The 21,220-nt window shown below is 60.8% G+C and carries 21 protein-coding genes; 7 read left to right on the top strand and 14 right to left on the bottom strand.

Annotated features, from left to right (window positions below; translation table 11 throughout):
* Positions 1–67: 67 nt before the first annotated feature.
* The 3 genes from Q1K31_RS12740 to Q1K31_RS12730 all read left to right on the top strand — a co-directional run bounded on the left by Q1K31_RS12740 (position 68) and on the right by Q1K31_RS12730 (position 2,080).
* A complete protein-coding gene (locus Q1K31_RS12740; protein WP_300380151.1) occupies positions 68–508 on the top strand; it encodes a hypothetical protein in 441 nt (146 codons plus the stop codon).
* Positions 509–566: 58 nt separating this feature from the next.
* Complete coding sequence (locus Q1K31_RS12735) at positions 567–1,052, top strand: transcriptional repressor (protein WP_300380149.1); 486 nt, start codon at positions 567–569, stop codon at positions 1,050–1,052.
* A 104-nt stretch (positions 1,053–1,156) separates the two neighbouring features.
* The gene (locus Q1K31_RS12730; RefSeq protein ID WP_300380147.1) at positions 1,157–2,080 is read left to right on the top strand and encodes a thioesterase family protein; all 924 of its coding nucleotides are present in this window, start codon (positions 1,157–1,159) and stop codon (positions 2,078–2,080) included.
* A gap of 22 nt (positions 2,081–2,102) precedes the next feature.
* Here Q1K31_RS12730 and Q1K31_RS12725 read toward each other — a convergent pair whose 3' ends face one another.
* The 5 genes from Q1K31_RS12725 to Q1K31_RS12705 all read right to left on the bottom strand — a co-directional run bounded on the left by Q1K31_RS12725 (position 2,103) and on the right by Q1K31_RS12705 (position 6,681).
* Entirely contained in the window at positions 2,103–3,092 is a 990-nt protein-coding gene (locus Q1K31_RS12725; RefSeq protein WP_300380145.1) for an alpha/beta hydrolase, read from the bottom strand.
* A gap of 189 nt (positions 3,093–3,281) precedes the next feature.
* On the bottom strand, positions 3,282–3,629 hold the full coding sequence (locus tag Q1K31_RS12720) for an acyl-CoA thioesterase domain-containing protein (RefSeq protein ID WP_300380143.1): 348 nt from the start codon (positions 3,627–3,629) through the stop codon (positions 3,282–3,284).
* Between the two features lie 95 nt (positions 3,630–3,724).
* Positions 3,725–4,150, bottom strand: a complete 426-nt coding sequence (locus Q1K31_RS12715) for a hypothetical protein (RefSeq protein WP_300380140.1) — start codon at positions 4,148–4,150, stop codon at positions 3,725–3,727.
* A 169-nt stretch (positions 4,151–4,319) separates the two neighbouring features.
* Complete coding sequence (gene argS, locus Q1K31_RS12710; RefSeq protein WP_300380137.1) at positions 4,320–6,083, bottom strand: arginine--tRNA ligase; 1,764 nt, start codon at positions 6,081–6,083, stop codon at positions 4,320–4,322.
* Between the two features lie 31 nt (positions 6,084–6,114).
* Positions 6,115–6,681, bottom strand: coding sequence for a hypothetical protein (locus Q1K31_RS12705; RefSeq protein ID WP_300380134.1), 567 nt, complete (start codon positions 6,679–6,681; stop codon positions 6,115–6,117).
* A gap of 116 nt (positions 6,682–6,797) precedes the next feature.
* On the opposite strand from Q1K31_RS12705, the gene ispH reads away from it, so the two are divergent.
* The gene (gene ispH, locus Q1K31_RS12700) at positions 6,798–7,748 is read left to right on the top strand and encodes a 4-hydroxy-3-methylbut-2-enyl diphosphate reductase (RefSeq protein ID WP_300380131.1); all 951 of its coding nucleotides are present in this window, start codon (positions 6,798–6,800) and stop codon (positions 7,746–7,748) included.
* Positions 7,749–7,831: 83 nt separating this feature from the next.
* A complete protein-coding gene (purB, locus tag Q1K31_RS12695) occupies positions 7,832–9,124 on the top strand; it encodes an adenylosuccinate lyase (protein ID WP_300380128.1) in 1,293 nt (430 codons plus the stop codon).
* A gap of 56 nt (positions 9,125–9,180) precedes the next feature.
* Here purB and Q1K31_RS12690 read toward each other — a convergent pair whose 3' ends face one another.
* Positions 9,181–10,623 carry a sodium:alanine symporter family protein gene (locus Q1K31_RS12690; RefSeq protein WP_300380126.1) on the bottom strand — a complete coding sequence of 481 codons (1,443 nt, stop codon included), beginning with the start codon at positions 10,621–10,623 and terminating at the stop codon, positions 9,181–9,183.
* A gap of 58 nt (positions 10,624–10,681) precedes the next feature.
* Between Q1K31_RS12690 and Q1K31_RS12685 the strand changes: the two genes are divergently transcribed.
* Both Q1K31_RS12685 and Q1K31_RS12680 read left to right on the top strand, forming a co-directional pair.
* The gene (locus Q1K31_RS12685; protein WP_300380123.1) at positions 10,682–11,158 is read left to right on the top strand and encodes a thioredoxin family protein; all 477 of its coding nucleotides are present in this window, start codon (positions 10,682–10,684) and stop codon (positions 11,156–11,158) included.
* Positions 11,159–11,273: 115 nt separating this feature from the next.
* Entirely contained in the window at positions 11,274–13,244 is a 1,971-nt protein-coding gene (locus Q1K31_RS12680; RefSeq protein WP_300380121.1) for a transglycosylase domain-containing protein, read from the top strand.
* A gap of 12 nt (positions 13,245–13,256) precedes the next feature.
* Here Q1K31_RS12680 and Q1K31_RS12675 read toward each other — a convergent pair whose 3' ends face one another.
* From Q1K31_RS12675 to Q1K31_RS12640, 8 genes are all read right to left on the bottom strand, one after another.
* The gene (locus Q1K31_RS12675; RefSeq protein ID WP_300380118.1) at positions 13,257–14,846 is read right to left on the bottom strand and encodes an FMN-binding glutamate synthase family protein; all 1,590 of its coding nucleotides are present in this window, start codon (positions 14,844–14,846) and stop codon (positions 13,257–13,259) included.
* Between the two features lie 372 nt (positions 14,847–15,218).
* Positions 15,219–16,355: an acyl-CoA dehydrogenase family protein gene (locus Q1K31_RS12670; protein WP_300380115.1), complete on the bottom strand. Its 1,137-nt coding sequence runs from the start codon at positions 16,353–16,355 to the stop codon at positions 15,219–15,221.
* 10 nt (positions 16,356–16,365) lie between these two features.
* Complete coding sequence (locus Q1K31_RS12665) at positions 16,366–16,650, bottom strand: hypothetical protein (protein WP_300380112.1); 285 nt, start codon at positions 16,648–16,650, stop codon at positions 16,366–16,368.
* A gap of 9 nt (positions 16,651–16,659) precedes the next feature.
* On the bottom strand, positions 16,660–17,874 hold the full coding sequence (locus Q1K31_RS12660) for an acyl-CoA dehydrogenase family protein (RefSeq protein WP_300380109.1): 1,215 nt from the start codon (positions 17,872–17,874) through the stop codon (positions 16,660–16,662).
* Positions 17,875–17,999: 125 nt separating this feature from the next.
* Positions 18,000–18,371 (bottom strand): SnoaL-like domain-containing protein, encoded by a 372-nt coding sequence (locus Q1K31_RS12655; RefSeq protein ID WP_300380106.1) that lies wholly within the window; start codon positions 18,369–18,371, stop codon positions 18,000–18,002.
* 84 nt (positions 18,372–18,455) lie between these two features.
* The gene (locus Q1K31_RS12650; RefSeq protein WP_300380104.1) at positions 18,456–19,448 is read right to left on the bottom strand and encodes an alpha/beta hydrolase; all 993 of its coding nucleotides are present in this window, start codon (positions 19,446–19,448) and stop codon (positions 18,456–18,458) included.
* A gap of 64 nt (positions 19,449–19,512) precedes the next feature.
* Entirely contained in the window at positions 19,513–19,746 is a 234-nt protein-coding gene (locus Q1K31_RS12645) for a hypothetical protein (RefSeq protein WP_300380100.1), read from the bottom strand.
* A complete protein-coding gene (locus tag Q1K31_RS12640; RefSeq protein WP_300380097.1) occupies positions 19,713–21,215 on the bottom strand; it encodes a glycosyltransferase family 2 protein in 1,503 nt (500 codons plus the stop codon). The genes Q1K31_RS12645 and Q1K31_RS12640 overlap by 34 nt, the downstream gene beginning before the upstream one ends.
* Positions 21,216–21,220: the final 5 nt, after the last annotated feature.

Below are 21,220 nucleotides of genomic sequence, written 5' to 3'. Positions count from 1 at the left end.
AACCTCCCACATCGCAATCAAGTTGCGCAGCGCCCCCGGTGGCGCGTGCGGGAATGGAGTTTACCAGATGAAAACAGCAATGTTTGCCGGCCTTGTTTCCGGTGCCGCCCTCATCCTGACGGCCTGCGGGCAAAGCAGCGAGGAAAAGAGCGAAATGTTCTCCCAGTGCAAGCTCGTCATGGGGGATATGACACTGAATACAGACCTGCGCGCTGCTGGGACGACCCCTGATGCGGTCTGCACCTGCCTTGGCGCGACGCTGAAGGATGATGGCGATGACCGCGAAGACATCCAGGCTTTCTTTGCCAAGGTCTCAGAACGTATGGAAGAAACCGACGAAAACGCGCGCGAGGCTGTCGACAAACTCGTCTCAGGCTCGCTCCTGCCGGAAGACGGTGACGGCGACGCGGACGAATCCTTCGCCGATATCCTCTCATCCTTTAACGAAGTGATGAATGAGATGCTGACCGAAATGGGCGAGAATGATGGTGTCTGCCCGGCCGTCTGATCCGGTTGCCACAAGCTAGGGCTGGAAATCTGCGCCGAAACGTCCGACATTGGCGCGGATGGCTCAAGCTGACCCGCATACGCATGTCCACGTCAACACACCCTGCAGCCCGCAGGATGTCGAAGCCTTTCTTGAAGAGGCCGAGAAGCTGGCCATCCGCAAGGGCCAGCGGCTGACAAGGATTCGCCGCAAGGTGCTGCGCCTGCTGCTGGAAAGCGCCGAGCCTTCAAAGGCATATGACCTGCTTGCCAATCTCGATGGCGAAGGCTCGGCAAAGCCGCCGACTGTCTACCGGGCGCTGGATTTCCTTCAGGAAGTGGGGCTTGCCCACAAGATCGAAAGCCTCAACGCCTATGTCGCCTGCGGCCATGCCAGCCATAAGCACTCTGCCGTTTTTCTCATCTGCGAGGAATGTGGGGGTGCGGAAGAACTTCATGCCATCACCACGACCGAGGCCCTCAAGGCAGAAACAGAGGCGGCAGGCTTTGCGATGCATCACGCCGTGATCGAGGCGCGCGGACTTTGCCGGAAATGCGCGTCCTGAGGCCACGCCGTGCCCGCCCGGCCAAAGTGATTTCGCCTTTCGTATTGCGCACGCAACAGCCCGGCGCTACCCCTCCGGATTGAAGCAAGGTGGAGGCTGATTCCTTGATCGATCTCTGGAAGGGAAGCGCGAATACGTGGGATTGCGACGAGATGGGGCACATGAATGTGCGCGTCTATCTCGAAAAGGCATTCGAAGGGCTCGGCATGCTGGCCGGGCGTTCACATCTCAGCCACATCTACCGCGAAAATGCCCCTTCCACGCTGATCCCGCGTGAACAGCACATCCGCTTCATACGCGAAGTCCATCCCGGCCGTCCGCTTTCGATGACAGGCTGCGTGCTTGAAACAGACGACACGACGGCAACCGTCTACCAGCAACTGACACATGGCGACGGGACGGTAGCCGCTGCCTTCCGCACACGTCTGGAGCATGTCGATGCGCGTACGCTGAAACCTTTCAGCTGGAGTGATCGCACACGCGCCGCGCTGGAAAGTTTCAGGGACACCCCGCCTGCGCAGACCGCACCGCGCGGGCTGGATGTGGAAAAGACGCCGCTGCCGGATGAGGATATTTCGAAAGAAATTGCCGACGCGCAGGGAGTGAGTGTTATCGGACAGGGCATGGTCCCGCCCCAGCATTGTGACCTGTTCGGACGCATGGCGCCGTCATGGTTCATTGGGCGGGTGTCAGATTCAGTACCGAACCTGCTCTATGACTGGCGCACCCGCGTCGCCAATTCGGTGCCGGGCCGCAAGATGGGCGCCGCCGTTCTGGAAAACCGGATCATCTACCGGCGCTGGCCGCGCGCAGGCGACCTTTTCCAGGTGCGTACGGCACTGGCGAAGGCCGAGGAGAAAACCCACTCGCTGGTCCACTGGGTGCTGGACCCCCTGACTGGCCGGCCCTGGATAACGGCTGAAGTTGTCGCCGTCACCTTCGACATGAATGAACGCAAGGTGATCGCGACACCCGCCGGCATGATGGATGACCTCGCCAGTCTCGCGCCGGGCAATCTCTCACTCTGATCGCAACTGGCGCCAGCAGGGCCTAACGGTCAAAATCTCCGAACTCTCCGGAGCCGTGGAAGCTGCGACGCACCGCGCCTTCATCGGCAGCAGAGAACCCGTCAATCAGGCGTGAGATCGTTGTCGAAAGCTCACTGCGCACCTCATAGGGCACTTCCATCGGGTGGAAATGCGAGGTGTAGGGACGCTCCTTCAGGATAATCCCCGGATATTTCGAGATGATGAGATTGGTAACCCGTTTCGTCATCACAGGCGCCTGCGTCGGCCGCAGGATTACTGTCGGGATGTTTTCCGCGCGAACTGTCTTCAGCGCGCCCCACGGCTGGTTGCGCTGCGCATTGAATGTCGCCGCCTCCCAGGCCGGGTCACAGCTAAGCCGCCAGCTTTCGCCATCACTGTCGGCCTCATTCCCCTCGGTGCGGGTCAGGCCATCCGTGAGATAGTCCTCCAGGAAGGGTTCACGCCACGTCTTGAAGGCCCCGCGCCCCTTGTAAGCTTTCTTGGCGTCAGCGGGGCTTGCAAACTCTGCCCGGCGCTTGCGGGCCTGGCGGGACATGCCATTGCCGGCACTCATGAGCGGGCCGAGAAACGGAAAGGCGTGCTTCATGAAATAAAAGCGCTTTGACAGGATGACCGGGTCGACAAGAACAAGGCCCTTCACGAGGTCCGGACGCTTGCCCGCCACCAGAAGCGCCACGCAACCACCCATCGAATGACCGCTCAGGACGACAGGCTTCGTGACCGTTTTCTCGAGGAACTCGATCACGTCATCACGGTAGGTGTGCCAGGATTTCAGGGACTTCGGCTCTGCGGGAAGGGTCGTGCGTCCATGTCCGCGCATATCCAGCGCGGCCACACGTGTGCGCTGGCCCAGCGGCGCCAGTATGGACTGGTAGGTCATGGCGTTGAAACCGGTCGCGTGCAGCCATATCGCGGCAGTGTCCATCTCGGGATTGCCGAACTCGATAGCCTTCATCTCGCCTTCAGGCGTCTCGGTCTGATACCGCCGCATCAGGCCACACCCAATATCGATTGGTGCATCATCTGCCCTTCCTGCCCTAAGCCCTCACACCACACACATATAGGTCCGCTCAGGCGGCCATGCATGCGAATATGCTGCGCGATCCTGTGCAGAGCACAGCGGCTTGTAAAGCTTCACATCTGCAATGTTCACAAAACTCTCTGCGCGAGATGCAGTTGCCTAGCCTGCTTCGGTCAGACGGAAAATAGCCGTCGCCTTCTGAATGACATCCCCCTGCACACACAGCTCACCGCCCATGAAAATGATGGTGCGTGTCTGCCGGTCGACTTTCGAGCGTAGAGAGACCTCGCCGCCGGCAAAGGGTTTGCCGGTCATGTCAAGGCTGACAGAGACAGTCCTAGCCTGCCGGGCCTCGGCAAGCGAATCGGCGTGTGCCTGCATGGCACGAATGATGAGGGCCGAGAGTACGGACTCATCGGCGCCCTCCGGCAGCTTCGCAACGGCATCGCCGGGCGCCTTGATCTGAAGGTCGGGCAGGGAATCGGTCAGGCCAGCATCTTTTGTCATGGCCTGTTTGCTAGTCCGGGCGCTGCCAAAAGAAAAGGCCTGCCGCATGGAGAGCGTACAGGCCGTTCCTGAAGTCGAAACCGAAGCGGGCCTTGTCAGGCAACCGCGCGGTGCGGCACGTCCTCATGCGCCGCATCAACAGCCACAAGGTCACCAAGATGGCCAATGCCATCGACCTTGTGAGTTTTCTTCATATACGTGCCGACGCAGCCCAACAGGCGTGACACCTGTTCATGCCCCAGCCCGATTTCGTGAAAACGGGAAAACATGGTCATGGCCATATGACGGCGCCCGCCCGGTGTCTGCTCGATCAGCTGGGCAATCGGGCCGGTGGCAGCCCCCGTCTGGATGCCCGTACTGGTCGACAGGAGACGCGCGCCCGGCACATGGTCGAAAACGACCTGGACCATGGATGCGCCCTGGCGTTCTGCGGTGTTAAAGAGAATGCCCAGCGCCTGGCGCGCCTGAGCATCGCTCAGCCCGGTCTTCTTCGCCGTGAACCTGATCAGGTCATACAGCATGGCAGCCTCCTCATATGTCTGCGCCTTGAATGGGCAGCGTATGCGTGAGGCCCTTGCGTTAAGGTTACCAGCAGGGCCGCTTCACATTCATTTTTGAACGCGAAGTCTTAAAGCCTGTTAGGAAGCGTAAAGATTTGCGGCTGTTTCGTTAAGGAATCGCCGGCGTAGGCTACATCCGCTCCGGCGCTTCGATGCCGAGAATGCCAAGCCCGGCTTCAAGTTGCTTCAGCACCGCCTCGCACAGGCCAAGCCGTGAGGCGCGCACTGCCTCATCATCTGCGTTCGCAATCGGCGCATCGGCATAAAGCGCGCTGAACGCTTGGGCGAGTGAATAGACATGTTCACACAGGACATGCGGCTGGCGCTTGGCATGGGCATGAGCGAGTGCCCCGGCAAACCCGTCCATGGCGAGCACGAGCGCGCGCTCTGTATCGCGCTCGATGCTGACAGGCCCCGGCGCGTTGCCTGCCTCTTTCGCGCGGCGCAACAGGGATTTGATCCGCACCGCGGCATACAACATGTACGGCCCGGTCTTGCCCTCGAAGCTGGTAAAGCGCTCGAGATCGAAGACATAGTTTGTGGTGCGCACATTCTGGAGATCGGCAAAGCGCAGGGCCGCACGCGCCACCAGCTTGGCGATATTGCCGCGCTCGGCATCGCTGATATCGCCGGACAGCCCGGCCTCGCCGATCTTCTTTTCAGCTTCCTCAAGCGCCATGCGGTTGAGGTCCGACAGGCGCAGCACGCCGCCTTCACGCGTCTTGAAAGGCTTGCCATCAGTGCCGTTCACCGTGCCGAAGCCGATATGTTCCAGCCTGTCCTCGCTGATAAGCCCGGCGAGATCGGCTGCGCGGAAGACCTGCTCGAAGTGCAGGGCCTGACGCTGGTCGACGACATAGAGAATACGGTCCGGCCCGATCTCGTCCATCCGATCAACGATGGTTGCCAGGTCGGTGGAGTGATAGCCGGTGCCGCCGCGCGAATTGATCAGCATGAAGGGCGGCATTTCCTTCTTGTCGCCGTCGCGCGCAATATCGATGATCCACGCACCGTCATCCATGCGGGCGAGCTTCTTGTCCTTCAGGTCCTCGACCATGCCAGGAATCAGCCCGTCGACATCGCTTTCGCCCTTCCAGAGGTCGAACTCGACCCCCAGAAAACTGTAATCGACCTTCAGCGCCTCGACCGAGACATCGATAAAATGCTTCAGCAGCGCGCGGTAGCCTGGATGGCCGGATTGCATCTCTGCCACGGCCAGCTGGCTTGCCTCATTGCGCTGCGGGTCTTCCTTCGCCTTGGCCGACGCCTGCGGATAGAGGCGTCCGAGATCGTCAATCGTGACCGGCGGTTCGTCCGGGTACGGACCGGAAAAATCGGGGTCGAAATAGACGAGATCGGGCTGCTCGGCAAAAAGCTCCGTGATCAGATGGCCCATCTGCAGGCCCCAGTCACCAAGATGCGCATCCCCTGTCACATCATCCCCGAGGAAACTGAACAGGCGCACCAGCGTGTCACCGATCACGGCTGAACGCAGGTGTCCGACATGCATCGGCTTGGCCACGTTCGGCCCGCCAAAATCGATCACGACCTTTTCAGTCTGCTCCAGCCTGCCGCCGCCCGCTTTCTCATCCGCGCGGATGAATTCCGCCTGTTTCGACAGCGCCTCGCCGCTGACCCGGATATTGAGAAAGCCCGGCCCGGCAACGTCGACCCGCTCGATCGGTCCCTGCCCGCTGATCCGCTCGGCGACCTTCGCGGCCAGCTCACGCGGATTGAGCCCCTGCGACTTTGCCGCGCCCATGCAGCCATTACACTGGAAATCGGCCAGCTCCGGCCGGTCGGAGCGGCGCACCGCGCCCCAGCGGGTTTCAAAGCCTTCAGCTTCAAACGCGGCCGCACACGCCGCCGAAAGTTCCGTGGCGAGATCGCTCATGCTGGTCCCCGGATTGTCCTGTTTCTGCTGTCTAGCTGCCTGAGCCTGCGTCGAGGCGGTAACGGCGGCCCTCGCGGTTGAAGGTCAGCTGCTCATCGGTCAGATCAAAGCCTACAACCACTTCGAAGTTGGCCCCGGAAATCGTCGAATCCAGACGCGGGATTACGATGTCCTCGACCACTTCCGTCCGGCCATCGACCTTGCCATCGGCAAAATTGGCATCCACGGAAAAGTACTGCTTGGCCAGAACCTTGGAGCTGCGGCGCGTCACGGCCACCCAGTAAGTGTACTGGTGCTGGTTCGCTGTCGCCTGCGGCCCCTTGCCGAATGCGAAATCAATCTCGATGGACGCGCGCAGCGGCTGGTCGTCTACATAGCGGCAGAACATCTCCACATCGGTCATCTCGCCGGTGTAGGTGATATTGTTGTAATCCTGCCCTGCCCCATCAAGCTCGACGACACGGGAGGCATCATAAAGAATCGAGGCTGGCGGGCATGGCCCGGCATTCTGGCGGGAGTCCAGCGCCCGGCTCACAGAGTTGCTCCCGCAGGAGGCAAGCATCAGTCCGGCTGCAATTACGGCAAATACGCGCATCATTGAATGCCTTGTCACTCTTGGCCTGAACCTTCAGGCTCTCCATGTAATGGGGGAGTGTTACCGGGCACCAGCCGATGGCGCAACGCCCGATCTGCTTGCACTGCAGGAGGAAGACCATGGAACGGCGCAAACTTACAATCCGGCTCGCCGCCCCACGCGGCTTCTGTGCGGGCGTCGACCGCGCAATCCAGATCGTCGAGGAAGCCCTCGAGAAATGGGGCGCGCCCGTCTATGTGCGCCATGAAATCGTGCACAACCAGCATGTCGTCTCACGCCTTGAAGGGCTTGGCGCGGTGTTTGTCGAGGAACTGGACGAGTGCCCGGTAGACAGGCCGGTCGTCTTTTCCGCGCATGGTGTGCCCAAGGCGGTGCCTGCCGAGGCCGAACGCCGGGAGATGATCTATGTCGACGCGACCTGCCCGCTCGTCTCCAAGGTGCATGTCGAGGCCGAGCGTCATCACAAGGCAGGCCGCGAGATCGTGCTGATCGGCCATGCCGGCCACCCCGAAGTTATCGGCACGATGGGCCAGCTTCCGGATGGCGCGATCACGCTGATCGAGACAGAGGACGATGCGCGTGCCTTCACCCCGCAGGATCCGGCCAATACCGCCTTCGTCACCCAGACCACGCTGTCTGTCGATGACACGGCCAGTATCGTGAATATCCTGCAGGAGCGCTTTCCCGGCATCGCCACACCGCACAAGGAAGACATCTGCTACGCAACCACCAACCGCCAGGAAGCCGTGAAAGCGATGGCCGACGGGGCCGACCTCTTCCTCGTCATCGGGGCGGAAACCTCGTCGAACTCCAAACGTCTCGTGGAAGTGGCCAAGCGCGCCGGGGCAAAGGATTCGCGTCTTGTCGCCAGCGCACTGGACGTGAACTGGGACTGGTTCGAAGGCGTGGACACGCTCGGCCTGACAGCAGGCGCCTCAGCGCCGGAAGACCTCGTCCAGGGCCTTATCGCCGCCTGCCGCGCGCGTTTTGACATCGAGGTCGAGCACATCACCACCGCGCAGGAAACGGTAACCTTCAAACTGCCACGGGTGTTGGCGGAGGAAGTCTGACCTTCCAACCCTTCATTGCTCAGCAAAGGTCTTGCCCCTTCCGCCTACATGCGTAGAACCCGGCGCAACAGACGGAGACACCCATGATCGAACGCTATGCCCGCCCTGACATGACCGCCATCTGGTCGCCGGAAAGCAAATACGGCATCTGGCTGGAGATCGAGACGCTCGCCGCCGAGGCCATGGAAAGCCTTGGCCAGATTCCCGAAGGCACCTCGAAGGCCGTGCGCGAGAAAGCCAGCTTTGAAGTCGAGCGGATCGACGAGATCGAGGCCGAGGTGAAGCATGACGTCATCGCCTTCCTGACCAATGTTGCCGAACATGTCGGAGAGCCCGCCCGCTTCCTGCACAAGGGCATGACTTCGTCTGACGTGCTCGACACCTGCCTCAATGTGCAGCTGGTGCGCGCCAGCGACCTGCTTCTCAAGGGTATGGACCGCGTTCTGGACGCGCTGCAAAAGCGCGCCGAGGAGCATAAATACACCCCCAAGATCGGCCGCAGTCACGGCATCCATGCCGAACCGACGACCTTCGGTGTGACGCTCGCCACCTTCCATGCCGAGTTTGCCCGCGGCCGTGCGCGCCTCGTTGCCGCCCGCGAGGAAGTCGCTACCTGCGCGATCTCCGGCGCAGTCGGCACCTTCGCCAATATCGATCCACGCATCGAGGAATATGTCGCTGAAAAGCTCGGGCTTCAGCCGGAACCGGTCTCCACGCAGGTTATCCCGCGTGATCGTCATGCCATGTTCTTCGCCACGCTCGGCGTCATCGCTTCGTCGGTCGAGCGGCTGGCCACCGAGATCCGCCACCTCCAGCGCACCGAAGTGCTCGAGGCCGAAGAGTTCTTCTCCAAGGGCCAGAAGGGTTCATCCGCGATGCCGCACAAGCGCAATCCGGTGCTGACGGAAAATCTGACCGGGCTGGCCCGCCTGATCCGCTCGGCGGTCACGCCTGCGCTGGAGAATGTGGCGCTCTGGCATGAGCGTGATATCTCGCATTCCTCCGTCGAGCGCGGCATCGGCCCGGACGCGACCATCCACCTGGACTTCGCGCTGCACCGTCTTGCCGGGGTTGTCGAGAACCTGCTGATCTATCCAGACCGGATGATGCTGAACATGGAGCGCATGGGTGGCCTGCATAACTCGCAGCGTGTCCTGCTTGCCCTTGTCGAAGCCGGTGTCAGCCGGGAGGAATCCTATACGCTCGTCCAGCGCAATGCGATGAAGACCTGGGCTGGCGAAGGCGCCTTCCTCGACCACCTCAAGGCCGACGGCGACGTTACAGCCAAACTCAGCAATGATGAGCTCGAAGCCCTGTTCGACCTCGACTATCATTTCAAGCAGGTCGACCGCATTTTCACGCGCGTCTTCGGGTAGACGCCCAAGCACTCGCGAGTAGACGAAGGCCGGTCCGCACTGGACCGGCCTTTCTTTTATGATCTGTCGATCTCAACGCCTTCGCGCTCTGTCAGCTGCCAGGCCGCCTTGTCGAGATCGAGATCATCGAACTTCTCGACATCGAAAACCGGCACTTTAACGCCTGCCTTACGCTGCTCGTCGAAGTCCCGCATGATGCGTAGCCCGATGGGGAACAGCAACGCCACGGCGAGCAGGTTCACCAGTGCCAGCAGGCCCATCGTGATGTCGGTAAAGCTCAGCACGTCTGCCAGCTGGATGGTCGCCCCCAGCAGCACAAAGCCGATCACCACGGCCCTGTAGATCATCACGGCAAGCTTGTTGTCCGGAATGTAGTAATCGACCGCATTCTCCCCGAGATAGTAGGAATACATGATCGAGGAGAAGGCGAAGAGGAACAGCGCGACCGCGATGAAATACTCCGCCCAGACGCCGACATGATCTGCCAGGGCAAGCTGTGTCAGCACACCCTGCGCGTCATCGGAGACACCGAGATAGGACTGCGATGACAAGATGATGATCAGCGCCGTGCAGGTACACATGATGATCGTATCAATGAAGACCGACAGCGACTGGACCATGCCCTGCTGGGCCGGATGCTCGACATAGGCGGCTGCGGCCACGTTCGGGGCCGAGCCAAGACCCGCTTCATTGGAAAACAGGCCGCGATTGACGCCCATCATGATGGCAGCGCCCATGCCGCCGGAGACGGCTTCATTGAGCCCGAAGGCGCTGGTCACGATCTCCATGAATGCGCCGGGGATCTGCGGCAGGTGTGTCAGCAGGACAAACGCCCCGAGCAGCGCATAGAAGACCGCCATGACCGGCACGATGACCTCCGCCACGCTGGCAATCCGGCGGACGCCGCCAAAGATGACGACACTGATCAGGAGGGCCAGAACGATGCCCGACCCGATGCGGGGCGCGCCAAAGGCCGAATCGATGGAGCTGGTAGTCGCAAAACTCTGGAAGCAGATGAACGCGAACCCGAACGTGACGAGCAGAAGCAGCGAATAGACAAAGCCCATGACAGGCGCGCCCTTGCCGAGCTTCTTCCCGAGACCGTGCTTGATGTAATAGGCCGGCCCGCCGCGGAAGTCGCCATTCGGCTCCTTCTGCTTGTAGAGCTGGGCAATCGTACATTCGAAGAAGCTGGTCGCCATGCCGACCAGGCCGACCACCCACATCCAGAAGATCGCCCCCGGCCCGCCAAGCGCCAGGGCGGCGGCGACACCGGCGATGTTACCACCACCAACACGGCCGGCCACAGACAGGGCAAGTGCCTGGAAGGAGGACGGCTGGTCGGTTTCATGCTGGAAGCCTTGTCCCAGTACGGAGAACATGGAGCCGAACAGTCTGAACTGGACCCCCCTCGACCAGAGTGTAAAAATCAGGCCGAGCGGAATAAGCACGGCAATGAGGATCTTGCCTCCGATGAGGTCATTCAGAAAATCGAGCATGACATCCTTGTTAGGTCTGGTTCTGGTTTGTCTTAGAGGCCAGCGGGCGGCGAGTAAAATGATACGCTGTGTTCCAGCCCTCCTGGTGCTTGCCCTGGCCACGCCACAGGCAGCTCTCGGTGAGGCGCCGCTCAAGGTGATCGCCCTGACAGCAGACTGGTGCGCGCGATGTCATGTCCTCGAACCGGCGCTGGCTCGTGCGCTTGAGGAGACGCCGTCCGGCACGGTTCGCTACATCGACATTGACCTGACCGCCATGACAGCCAGTGACGAAGCCCGGCGCGGCCTGTCTGCCGCAACAGAAGCCCGCCTGCGTCTGCACAAGGCGACATGGATATGGGAGAAGCACAAAGCCCGCACCGGGCTCGCCTTTGTCATAGATGCGGATACAGGCACGGCCCTCGACTGCCTGACGAGCGACCTCTCGGCCCGCGAAATGGCTGGACGCCTGAAGCTCGCAGCGGCCACGAGCCGCGGCATGGCAAAAGCCGGGCAAGTGCCAGCCCATGCAGATTGTGCAGGTCGAGCGGGATAGATTTGCAACACATCTGCCTGTCGTGGCGTTTGAAAATTCACACTGCCTTCACATGGCCTCAATTAGATTACATTAGCGCGACCCGAGAGGCGAAAGCTGGACTGGAAGGAGCTTCGTGGCAGCAAGACCCCCAAACCGGAGCCAGTCAGGCCGTCCGCCCACCCTCGGTTCAGACAATGGCGGCGGTTTCCTGTCCCATAGGCCGATCCTCAAATGGACGCTGATTACCGGCTTCAGCCTCTGCCTCATCGCGCTGATCGTTGTATGGCTTTACTGGCAGAGCCTCTATCGCGGCATGCCGTCCCTGCCCTCGAATGACGAACTCTGGGCAACCGGCCGGGAGCAGGCGATCGAGTTTACCGATACCAATGGCGAGACCATGGCGATTCGCGGCCCGCGCTATGGCCGCGCCATCAAGCTCGAAAACCTGCCACCGCATGTCCCGCAGGCCTTCATCGCCGCTGAAGACAAACGCTTCTACGAACACAATGGCGCAGACACGCGCGCCATCGCCAGGGCCGTATGGGCGAACGTCACGGCTGGCGAGACCGTCTCTGGTGCCTCGACCATTACCCAGCAGCTGGTCAAGAATCTCGTCCTTTCGCCTGAGCAGACCCTGAAACGCAAGGCGCAGGAAATCCGGCTCGCCCGGCGGCTCGAGGAACGCCTCAGCAAGGACGAAGTGCTCGAACTTTATCTCAACCGCATCTATTTCGGTGCCGGTTTTTATGGGCTCGGGGCTGCCTCCCGCTTCTATTTCGGCAAGCAGCCGGAGGAGTTGACGATCGGCGAAGCATCCCTGCTCGCCACTCTTCCCAAGGCCCCCTCACGCCTTGCCCTGACCGACAACATGACCGACGCCAAGCCACGCCAGCGCTATGTCCTTAGGGAAATGGTCGATGCCGGTTTCATCAGGCCGGAAGAGGCTGAAGCCGCCGAGGCCGAGGACATCTCACTTGCTGACGCACCAGAACGCGATCCCCAGTTCGGCTATGCGCTGGATGTCGCCACCGAACGCATCAATGAAATCCTGCCGACCCTGCCTGGCGACCTTATCGTCCAGCTGACCATCGACTCCGAGCTTCAGGCCGGGATTGACGATGCTTTCGCCAAGCGCATGGAGGAGGAAGGCAGCAAGCAGAATGCCAGCCAGGCCGCCGCGATCATCATGGATCCTAAGGGCCGGATTCTCGCCATGTATGGCGGGGTCGATTACAATGAGAGCCAGTTCAACCGCGCCACGCAGGCCAGCCGCCAGCCGGGTTCGGCCTTCAAGCCCTTTGTCTATGCCGCAGCGATACAGTCCGGCATCACCCCGTATGACATCCGCCGCGACCGCCCGGTCACGATTGATGGCTGGTCTCCTCAGAACTATTCGCGCGTTCATGCCGGTGCCATGACCCTGACCGAAGCCCTGCGCGATTCCATCAATACGGTCGCCGCACAGCTGGGACAGGAAGTCGGTGAGGAATCAATCATCGCGCTGGCGAAACGCTTCGGCATTACCAGCGACATGCGGCCCCTGCCCTCGATCGCACTGGGCAGCCAGGGCGTGAGCCTGAAGGACATGGCGCGCGCCTATGGCGTCTTCATGACGGGCGGCAAACGCATGGACCCCTATATCGTCGAGCGCATCTCCAACTCGCGCGGCGATGTCCTTTATGAGCGCCCGCAATACGATCCCGAACGCGTCTATGATCAGGAAGATGCTGAAACCATGGTCGGCATGATGACCCGCGTCATCGCTGAAGGTACCGGCACACGGGCCCGGATCGACGGCTGGCAGCTGGCCGGCAAGACCGGCACCAGCCAGGAATCGCGCGATGCATGGTTTGCCGGTTTTTCAGCGGTTCGCGTTGGTGCCGTCTGGGTCGGCAATGATGATGACAGCCCAATGTCGCGGGTTACAGGCGGCGGCCTGCCTGCCCGGTTGTGGCACGACATGATGGTGCTGGCTCATCAGGACCTTGAGCCCCAGCCGCTTGCGGGAGCCGACTCGCTCGTCACCCTTTCGCCGCGCCAGCGCCAGCGTATTTCATTCTATCGCGATCTCAGCCAGGCCTTTGCAGGCGCGGCGACCAACTGAACTGGCCAGTCGCTAGCGCGCCGGCTCGAAACTGTGTGACTGGGCCAGCGACCATTCCCGCGCCAGGTGCGTGCCTGATGGATCGGAAATGAGGCAGTCATCTTCGAGTAGTTTGTAAGCCCTGTGGCCGGGCTCTGCGATGTCTTCAGTTACCCGGTGCATGATATGGCGCGGCGTGAGTTCCGATGGATGCTGGCATCCGGCGGCCCCTACCACTTCCATGAGCGCGTGCACCGTATTCTTCTGGAACTGGCAGACACGCTCTGCCTTGTCGGGAATGACAAGCCCGCGCTGGCGGCCCTTGTTTGTCGTCGTGATCCCGGTCGGGCAGGTATTGTCATGGCAATGCTTGGCCTGGATGCAGCCCAGCGAGAACATGAATCCGCGGGCTGAATTCACCCAGTCTGCGCCGAGTGCCATGGAGGCCGCGATCTGGAACGCCGATATCTGCTTGCCAGAGGCAGCCAGCCGTACACGCCCCTTCAGGCCTGTGCCGACAAGCGCGTTCCGCGTCAGCACGAGCCCCTGACGCAGGGGAGAGCCGACATGGTCGAGGAACTCGACCGGTGCGGCCCCTGTGCCGCCTTCTGCGCCATCCACGACCATGAAGTCCGGGGCAATGCCGGTCTCGAGCGCCGCCTTGCACATAGCGAGAACTTCCCAGCGATTGCCGACACAGAATTTGAGACCAACCGGCTTGCCGCCTGAAAGCTCGCGCAGGCGGGCGACGAATTCCATCATCTCAAGCGGCGTCGAGAAGGCCGAATGTGCTGGTGGGGAAATACAGGTCTGGCCAATCTCGATTCCGCGCGCAGCCGCAATTTCCGCCGTGACTTTCGCGCCGGGCAGGACACCGCCATGCCCGGGCTTCGCGCCCTGGCTTAGCTTGATCTCGATCATCTTCACCTGGTCGGACCGGGCTGTTTCGGCAAACTTCTCGGGATCGAACCTGCCGTCCTTTGTGCGGCAGCCGAAATAGGCCGAGCCGATTTCCCAAACGAGATCGCCATTGCCGGCGCGGTGATAGTCAGAGACGCCGCCTTCACCCGTATCATGATAAAACCCGCCCATCGCCGCACCTCGGTTGAGCGCCTCTATCGCCCTGGCGCTCAGGGCACCGAAACTCATTGCGGAAATGTTGTACACGCTCGCCGAATAAGGCTTCGCACAGGAGTCCGACCCGACAATGACCCGCGGATCAGACGTCGCCGGGGTCTGCGCAGCAACCGAGTGTGAAAGCCACTCATAAGGCGGCCTGTCGATTTCCAGCTGTGAACCGAAAGGTTCGACGCTGGTGACATCCTTTGCCCGGCGATAAACCATGGCGCGCTGCTCATGGTTGAAAGGACGGCCCTCCATCTCGCTCTCGACCATGTAGGCCCTGAAGAATGGCCTCAGCTCCTCCATGATCCAGCGGATGCGCGCCAGGATCGGAAAATTCCGCCACAGCGTATGATGGGTCTGGAAGACATCGTAAATACCGAGCAGGGAAAGCGCGGCGAACATCACGAGCCCGACGGCGAACCAGGCACTGAACGTCAATAATACGGCGAAACACGCAGTCAGGAGTAACGCGGCGGCGAGTGGCAGAAAACGATGCATGAGGGGTGGCAATCTCCTTGTCTCAGGAGACTTACCTTAGCCCTCGCGCGTTGTGCTTCAATGGTTGCCTGATGTGACAGGGCATGCAGTGCCGGGACCTTGCAGCAGCATTTTCTGGCCCGTCGTCAGACCATCCTCAGACCACTGCAAGTACCGCCAAACAGGGCTTCCTGCGTAAATCTGTCCACAGGATCAGCTATCTAATTTCCGTTCGCGTGGAACCGCGTTTGCCGCTCTGGTGTTATCTTTGTTCCAGATACGTCTGGTGCCGTGCATGCGTAACCGGACCATTCACTATGCACGGCAGACAGGCCGGGGCTTCGATAAGAAGCTCCGGTCTGTTTTTATGCGGTCAGGGTCTGTTTTGCTGGCCTAGAAGCCGTTCATCTGGGCATAGCGGTCACGATGAAAGCTCGCTGAGCCAAGCAGGGCTTCCTGCACACGCGCGCGCTTCATATAGAAACCGGACTCGTGATCATCGGTCATGCCGATACCACCATGCAGCTGTACCGTATCATTCGAAACGAGATGGACCGTCTCGCCTGCCCGCGCCTTGGCGAGGCTTGCCAGCTCGGCAATATCATTGCGCTGCTCGTCGACAGCCGAGAGCGCCGCAGCCACGCAGGACTTGGTCAGCTCGATATCGGTAAACATCTGCGCGGCCCGGTGCTGAAGCGCCTGGAATGAACCGATCAGCTGGCCGAACTGCTTGCGGGTCTGGAGGTATTCCAGCGTCATCTCGAAAGCGGCAAGCGATGAGCCAAGCATTTCTGCTGCGAGCGCGATCCGGGCCCGATCGAGCACGGGCTCAAGGATATCGTGGCCCTTGTCGGGCGCGCCGAGGACATGGGCTTCATCAACCTGCACGTCTTCCAGTGTGAGATGCGCTGCGCCGTGACTGTCGACCGTGTTCAGCGTCTGGACACTCACGCCCTTGGCATCCCGCGGGACAAGGAACAGCGTCAGGCCGTGGGTGTCGCCGGCTTCACCAAATGTGCGCCCAACCACGATGAAGACATCGGCATGGTGGCCATCCTGAACATACTTTTTCGCACCGTTCAGCGTGTAGCCCTGCCCATTGCTCTCGGCTTCAGTGGCAACGCCGGTGGGATTGTGGTGACTGCCCTCGTCCAGTGCGAGTGCGGTCGTCACTTCTCCGGAGGCGATGTTTGGCAGCCATTCTTTCTTCTGGGCTTCAGTGCCGCCAAGCAGGATGGCGGACGCGCCGATACAGGCCGTCTGGAGCAGCGGCGTGGACGCGAGCGTGCGGCCTTGCGCTTCCATGACCTGCCCCATTGCAGTGAGCCCCATGCCCACCCCGTCATATTCTTCCGGTATCAGCACGCCGAAGAAACCGAGCTCCGCGAGTTTCTGGCGGGCTTCAGCGTCGACCCCGTTCTTGCCATTGTCGCGGAGCGTGCGCAGGTGCTTTACCGGCAGCTCATCTCGCGTGAAATTCACTGCGGTATCGCGCAGCATCTCCTGGTCTTCAGTCAGTACAAACGTCATCTTTTGTTCCTCAACCCATATTATCGAGAACTGCGTCCCGAACTTCCTTGGTAATTTTCTTGCTGGTCCAGCCAAGCGCGAGCCAGAAAAAGGCGATCGCCCCGAAAATCAGGACGACATCCACCGGCATGCGCTGACCGGCAGCCATGCCGAGCACGAGATAGATCACCACGGGAGCGGCTGCTGCCATCCAGACGAACTTGCGCAGCCCGGTCCGCTCCCGAATAAGCCCGTTGATCACGCCTGCCAGAACAGGCAGGCCGATGATCACAAGCAGGTACACCCATGTCGGCATTTCCAGTCTCTACTGGTGCTCGCGCAGGCCGAGCACGCGCTTGGCCACGACGTTGAGGTTGACCTCGCTCGTGCCGCCCTCGATCGAGTTGCCCTTGGAGCGCAGCCAGCCACGGGTCGCCATCTTCGCGCCCTTGTCGAAACCCTCGCCTTCCCAGCCGAGCCCTTCCGTGCCGAGCGCCTCGATCATCAGCTCGAACTTGTCCTGGTTCATCTTGGCGGCGGCATACTTGATGATGGACGCGGTGTGGCCGACTTCCTGGCCGGCCTTGGCCTGCTCGCCGGAGCGCCTGACCGTCAGATTGAAGGCTTTCGCGTACATCATGTGATCGGCGATGCGTCCGCGCAGGTCCCCGTCGAGTACCTTGCCGTCCTTGTCGGTGCCGACATGGATCTTGGCATATTCCTCCGGGCCGAGCATGCCGGAACCACGGGCCGAACCAAAACCGCTGGCCGAGATGGAGGACCGCTCATGCTGCAGCAGGCGCTTGGCGATCTTCCAGCCGCCATTCACCTCGCCGACGAGCTGGTCCTTCGGGACCTTTACATCGTTGAAGAAGGTTTCGCAGAAGGGCGACGAACCGGAAATGAGCTTGATCGGGCGGGTTTCCACGCCTTCACTCTCCATGTCGAACAGGATGAAGCTGATACCTTCATGTTTCACCGAGCTGTCCGTGCGCACCAGGCAGAAAATCCAGTCGGCCTGATCGGCATATGACGTCCAGACCTTCTGACCGTTGATCAGGTAATGATCGCCCTTGTCCTCGCACTTGGTCTGAAGACCGGCGAGGTCAGAGCCTGCACCTGGCTCGGAGTAACCCTGGCACCAGCGCGTCTTGCCCATCACGATATCCGGCAGGAAACGCTTCTTCTGTTCTTCATTGCCGAACTCGATCAGGGCCGGGCCGAACATCCAGAGGCCGAAGGAGAAAAGTGGCGTGCGCGCATTGATGCGGCGCATCTCCTCATCCAGCACCTTGGCCTGCTCGCGCGAGAGCCCGCCACCGCCATACTCGGTTGGCCAGGTCGGCGCCGTCCAGCCCTTCTCGCCCATCCGCTCAAGCCAGATTTTCGAGTCAGGGTTCTTGAACTTTTCGCGGCGCCCGCCCCAGACAACTTCGTCTTCCGGCATGGGAGTGCGCATGGATTCCGGGCAGTTTTCATCAAGCCATTCGCGCACTTCGGTGCGGAAGGCTTCAAGGTCAGACGGTGTATCGTACGGCATGGGTTTGGCTTCCTCCGGGCTCTCTCTATACTTGCTGATAGCACACTAGCGTGAGCTGAAGACAAGGTCCAAGCCTTCCTTTGCGTCAGAGCCTATCTGACGCAGCCAATTACCCGCTACTGTGGCTAATTGAAGAATTCTTCCCGAACGATCAGGCCATCGCGGGCCGTGTAGACGGCGACTTCCTGCATCTGCATGCGTTCGCCGGACTCTTTCACGGTCACGTCTATCTCGAAGATCACGCCGAAGCGGTCATCGCCATGCAGGAACGGCCCGGTCGCCTTCGTGTCGTGAACCGTGTGATTGTCCTCCCACCAGGCCCATTTCCCGGCAATGCCTTCCAGGCCGGCTGTTTCCGCGCTGCCATCCGGCATCGGCGCCGATTCCACGGAGACACAACCGGAGGCATAAACACTGTCGAGCAACGATTTGTAGCTGCCATCATTGTTGGCCGCGACGACACGCTCGCCGAGGGCTTTAAGTTCATTCCGGTCCATGACACCACCTCCCATTTTGTTCTTTTTATGTTCTATACTAGAACGCCGCACAGCACAAGCAGAATACGGCCAAGTGGAGACTTTCTACTCGGTCGCGCGGAGAGCGCGCAGCCCATCTCTCAAAGCGGGCAGGAACTTTTCGGGAGCCTCGACATGCGGGCTGTGGCCAAGCTCTGGAAACGTCACCAGTGTCGCGTCAGGAATAGCTGCCTCGGTCGCACGCGCCAGTTCGGTGTAATTGCCAAGCTGCGCCCGCACCGCTTCGCTCGCCCGGCCCTTGCCAAGGGCAGTGTTGTCCTTCTCCCCGATCAGAAGGAGCGTTGGCACCGCGATGGCGGGAAATTCGTGCACGACCGGCTGGTTGAAGATCATGTCGGCTGTCAGGGCCTGATGCCAGGCGGTGATGTTGCCGCCTTCTCCCTGGTACATGCTCCACAGCATATCCACCCAGCGGTCATAGCGTGGCTGCCAGTTGCCGACATAATAGGTCGATTGCTGATAGCCCTTGATGCCTTCACGCGTGGTCTTGAGCTGGCTTTCATAAAGCTCATCGACAGTGATCTCCGGCACACCCTTGGCGCGCCAGTCTTCCAGCCCGATCGGGTTCAGCATGACGAGCGCCCCGGTTTCATCGGGATACTGGAGCGCATAGCGTGCCGCCAGCATGCCGCCCATGCTGTGCCCCATGATGACAGGCTTTTCGACCCCAAGCTCCTTCAGAAGGCCATTCGTGTTCGCCGCCAGTGTGTGCAGGCCATACTGGTAGCCTTGAGGTTTTGAGGACTTGCAAAAACCGATCTGGTCCGGCGCGATCACGCGGTATCCGGCCTCAAGAAGGAAACGGGCGGTCTTTTCCCACATGGCGGCGCAGAAATTCTTGCCATGCAGCAGGACAACGGTGCGGCCATTGTCGGCTTCCGGCCTGATATCGAGATAGGCCATTTCAAGCGCCTGTCCCTGACTGACAAGGGCGTGGCGCTCTACCGGCCAAGGATATTCGAAATCAGCCAGCATGGGGCCGGCCTGTGCTGCCGGTGTGCTGAACAGAACCGCCAGTGCGCTGAGGATTATCCGCATGTCATTACTCCCTGCTCGCGGGCTTTGTCCTTCAATCAGGCGCCACACGCAACAGGGTCTCGGATTATCTGCCGAAACGCCCGAGCAGGCTATGCTCCGGGCCGGTCTCGAAGCCTGCAAGGTTTATCCCGTGGACCACGGCCATGAAGATGGCCAGCACACAGAAAACCATGACCATGCCCCACGGCACCTGATTGGGACGGCCATCCTTGCGTATCTTGCCCATCCTGAAATTTGCCATGACGATACCGGCCACGCCAATGACTATGACGGTAATTGTGATGATCCAGCCTGCCATGCTCTCTGCTCGGCCTCTTCTTCAGGACGGTGCGGGGTCTTTGCCCAGAAGAAGGGTTTGACTGCAAGCCCGTAAACGGCATTTACCGCAGCCAGCGTCTGCAAGGGCCAGTAGAGGGGGCGCGTCAGGGCCGCAAGCACACGCGTGAAAGACCAGCGGCCCGGCGCGGCGAAGTCACAGAGCGTGCTGGCAAACCAGCCAAAGCTGAAAAGCGCGAAACTGATCGTATCCAGACGCACATCCGGGAAAACAAGCCCGGCAACGACATAGATCGTCATCGGGCCATAGAGAAAGGCGTTCAGAATGCTTCCACCAAGCGTCAGCTGAAGGCTGATCGAGCGCATCAGGCCGAGCTCCCGCACAAGGCTCACCGGCTTGCGCATACAGACCAGCCATGTCTGCATGTATCCCTTTATCCAGCGCCCACGCTGCTTGAGCCATATGGAGAAACTCTCGGGTGCCGATTCCAGGGTCGGGCTCGTAATGGTTCGCGTGCGCGCGCCAAGCCGGGCAGCACGGATGCCGAGATCTGCATCCTCGGTCACGTTCCAGGCATCCCAGCCGCCCATCGAGACAAGATCCTCGCGCAGGAAGTGGTTGCTGGTCCCTCCCAGCATCACAGGGTGCTCTAGCGCTGAAAGTGCCGGCACGTAGAGGCCGAACTGCACCGCATACTCAAGCGCCCATTGCGAGGCGATCCAGCTCGATGCCCCATTTGTGGCAACAAGAGGAGCCTGCAGGCAGACCACATCCGGGGCAAAACGCCTGAAACCCTCATGCGCCTGCTTCAATTGTTGAGGACCCGGCCGGTCTTCCGCATCATAAATCGTGACATATCTGCCGCGGGCTCGCGCCAGGCCATAATTCAGCGCGCGTGGCTTTGTGAGGGGAACACCCGCCGGGACGGTTAGAATATGCGTACCGGCCGGAAACATTGCAGTTTCGGCAGCTTCACGTGTTTCAGGATCATCCTCCTCGACCAGGAGAAAGATTTCGAGCCTGTCTGCCGGCCAGTCCAGCCTGGAAAGGCTTTCAGCCAGCTGGCGCATCATCCCCGCTTCGTCGCGCAGGGCAATCAGCACCGAATAGACGGGCAGCTCCGTTTCCTCTTCGTCCGCTGCATGCCTTGCGGGCGCCTCCCGGACCAGGCGCTGGCTGAGGGCGGCGACAGCCAGACCGAAACGCCAGCTCACGATGAGGAAGAACACAGACCAGAAGAGAAAACGCAGGGCGAGCGAGGTAAAGTATGGTTGCAAGACAAAAGCGGCCAGCCCACCCGACAGGATAAGCAAGGCCGTGGTCTTTTGCGCAGCAGAAAGAACCTTCCGCGCACTCAGCTCAGGCGGCAGGGCTTCAGAACGGGCGATCGCTTCCCCAAGCGTACCGCCTGCCCCGCTCTTGCCGGTCGGCCCGGTTCCCTCTCTGGCAAACGGAATGACCGTTAAGCCTGCGTGCGCCCCATCACCCATGCCGG

Source organism: Henriciella sp. (assembly GCF_029936995.1).
In the GTDB taxonomy this organism is placed as follows: Bacteria; Pseudomonadota; Alphaproteobacteria; order Caulobacterales; family Hyphomonadaceae; genus Henriciella.
The sequence above is the reverse complement of the archived record's forward strand: the minus strand, read 5'-3'. Positions and strand labels throughout refer to the sequence as shown.

What these genes read in the sequence shown, in the direction of transcription:
- Q1K31_RS12740 (WP_300380151.1), top strand. Translation starts at nt 68, where the DNA reads ATGAAAACAGCAATGTTTGCCGGCCTTGTTTCCGGTGCCGCCCTCATC.
- Q1K31_RS12735 (WP_300380149.1), top strand. Translation starts at nt 567, where the DNA reads ATGGCTCAAGCTGACCCGCATACGCATGTCCACGTCAACACACCCTGC.
- Q1K31_RS12725 (WP_300380145.1), bottom strand. Translation starts at nt 3,092, where the DNA reads ATGCGGCGGTATCAGACCGAGACGCCTGAAGGCGAGATGAAGGCTATC.
- Q1K31_RS12720 (WP_300380143.1), bottom strand. Translation starts at nt 3,629, where the DNA reads ATGACAAAAGATGCTGGCCTGACCGATTCCCTGCCCGACCTTCAGATC.
- Q1K31_RS12715 (WP_300380140.1), bottom strand. Translation starts at nt 4,150, where the DNA reads ATGCTGTATGACCTGATCAGGTTCACGGCGAAGAAGACCGGGCTGAGC.
- argS (WP_300380137.1), bottom strand. Translation starts at nt 6,083, where the DNA reads ATGAGCGATCTCGCCACGGAACTTTCGGCGGCGTGTGCGGCCGCGTTT.
- Q1K31_RS12705 (WP_300380134.1), bottom strand. Translation starts at nt 6,681, where the DNA reads ATGATGCGCGTATTTGCCGTAATTGCAGCCGGACTGATGCTTGCCTCC.
- ispH (WP_300380131.1), top strand. Translation starts at nt 6,798, where the DNA reads ATGGAACGGCGCAAACTTACAATCCGGCTCGCCGCCCCACGCGGCTTC.
- purB (WP_300380128.1), top strand. Translation starts at nt 7,832, where the DNA reads ATGATCGAACGCTATGCCCGCCCTGACATGACCGCCATCTGGTCGCCG.
- Q1K31_RS12690 (WP_300380126.1), bottom strand. Translation starts at nt 10,623, where the DNA reads ATGCTCGATTTTCTGAATGACCTCATCGGAGGCAAGATCCTCATTGCC.
- Q1K31_RS12685 (WP_300380123.1), top strand. Translation starts at nt 10,682, where the DNA reads ATGATACGCTGTGTTCCAGCCCTCCTGGTGCTTGCCCTGGCCACGCCA.
- Q1K31_RS12675 (WP_300380118.1), bottom strand. Translation starts at nt 14,846, where the DNA reads ATGCATCGTTTTCTGCCACTCGCCGCCGCGTTACTCCTGACTGCGTGT.
- Q1K31_RS12670 (WP_300380115.1), bottom strand. Translation starts at nt 16,355, where the DNA reads ATGACGTTTGTACTGACTGAAGACCAGGAGATGCTGCGCGATACCGCA.
- Q1K31_RS12665 (WP_300380112.1), bottom strand. Translation starts at nt 16,650, where the DNA reads ATGCCGACATGGGTGTACCTGCTTGTGATCATCGGCCTGCCTGTTCTG.
- Q1K31_RS12660 (WP_300380109.1), bottom strand. Translation starts at nt 17,874, where the DNA reads ATGCCGTACGATACACCGTCTGACCTTGAAGCCTTCCGCACCGAAGTG.
- Q1K31_RS12655 (WP_300380106.1), bottom strand. Translation starts at nt 18,371, where the DNA reads ATGGACCGGAATGAACTTAAAGCCCTCGGCGAGCGTGTCGTCGCGGCC.
- Q1K31_RS12650 (WP_300380104.1), bottom strand. Translation starts at nt 19,448, where the DNA reads ATGCGGATAATCCTCAGCGCACTGGCGGTTCTGTTCAGCACACCGGCA.
- Q1K31_RS12645 (WP_300380100.1), bottom strand. Translation starts at nt 19,746, where the DNA reads ATGGCAGGCTGGATCATCACAATTACCGTCATAGTCATTGGCGTGGCC.
- Q1K31_RS12640 (WP_300380097.1), bottom strand. Translation starts at nt 21,215, where the DNA reads ATGGGTGATGGGGCGCACGCAGGCTTAACGGTCATTCCGTTTGCCAGA.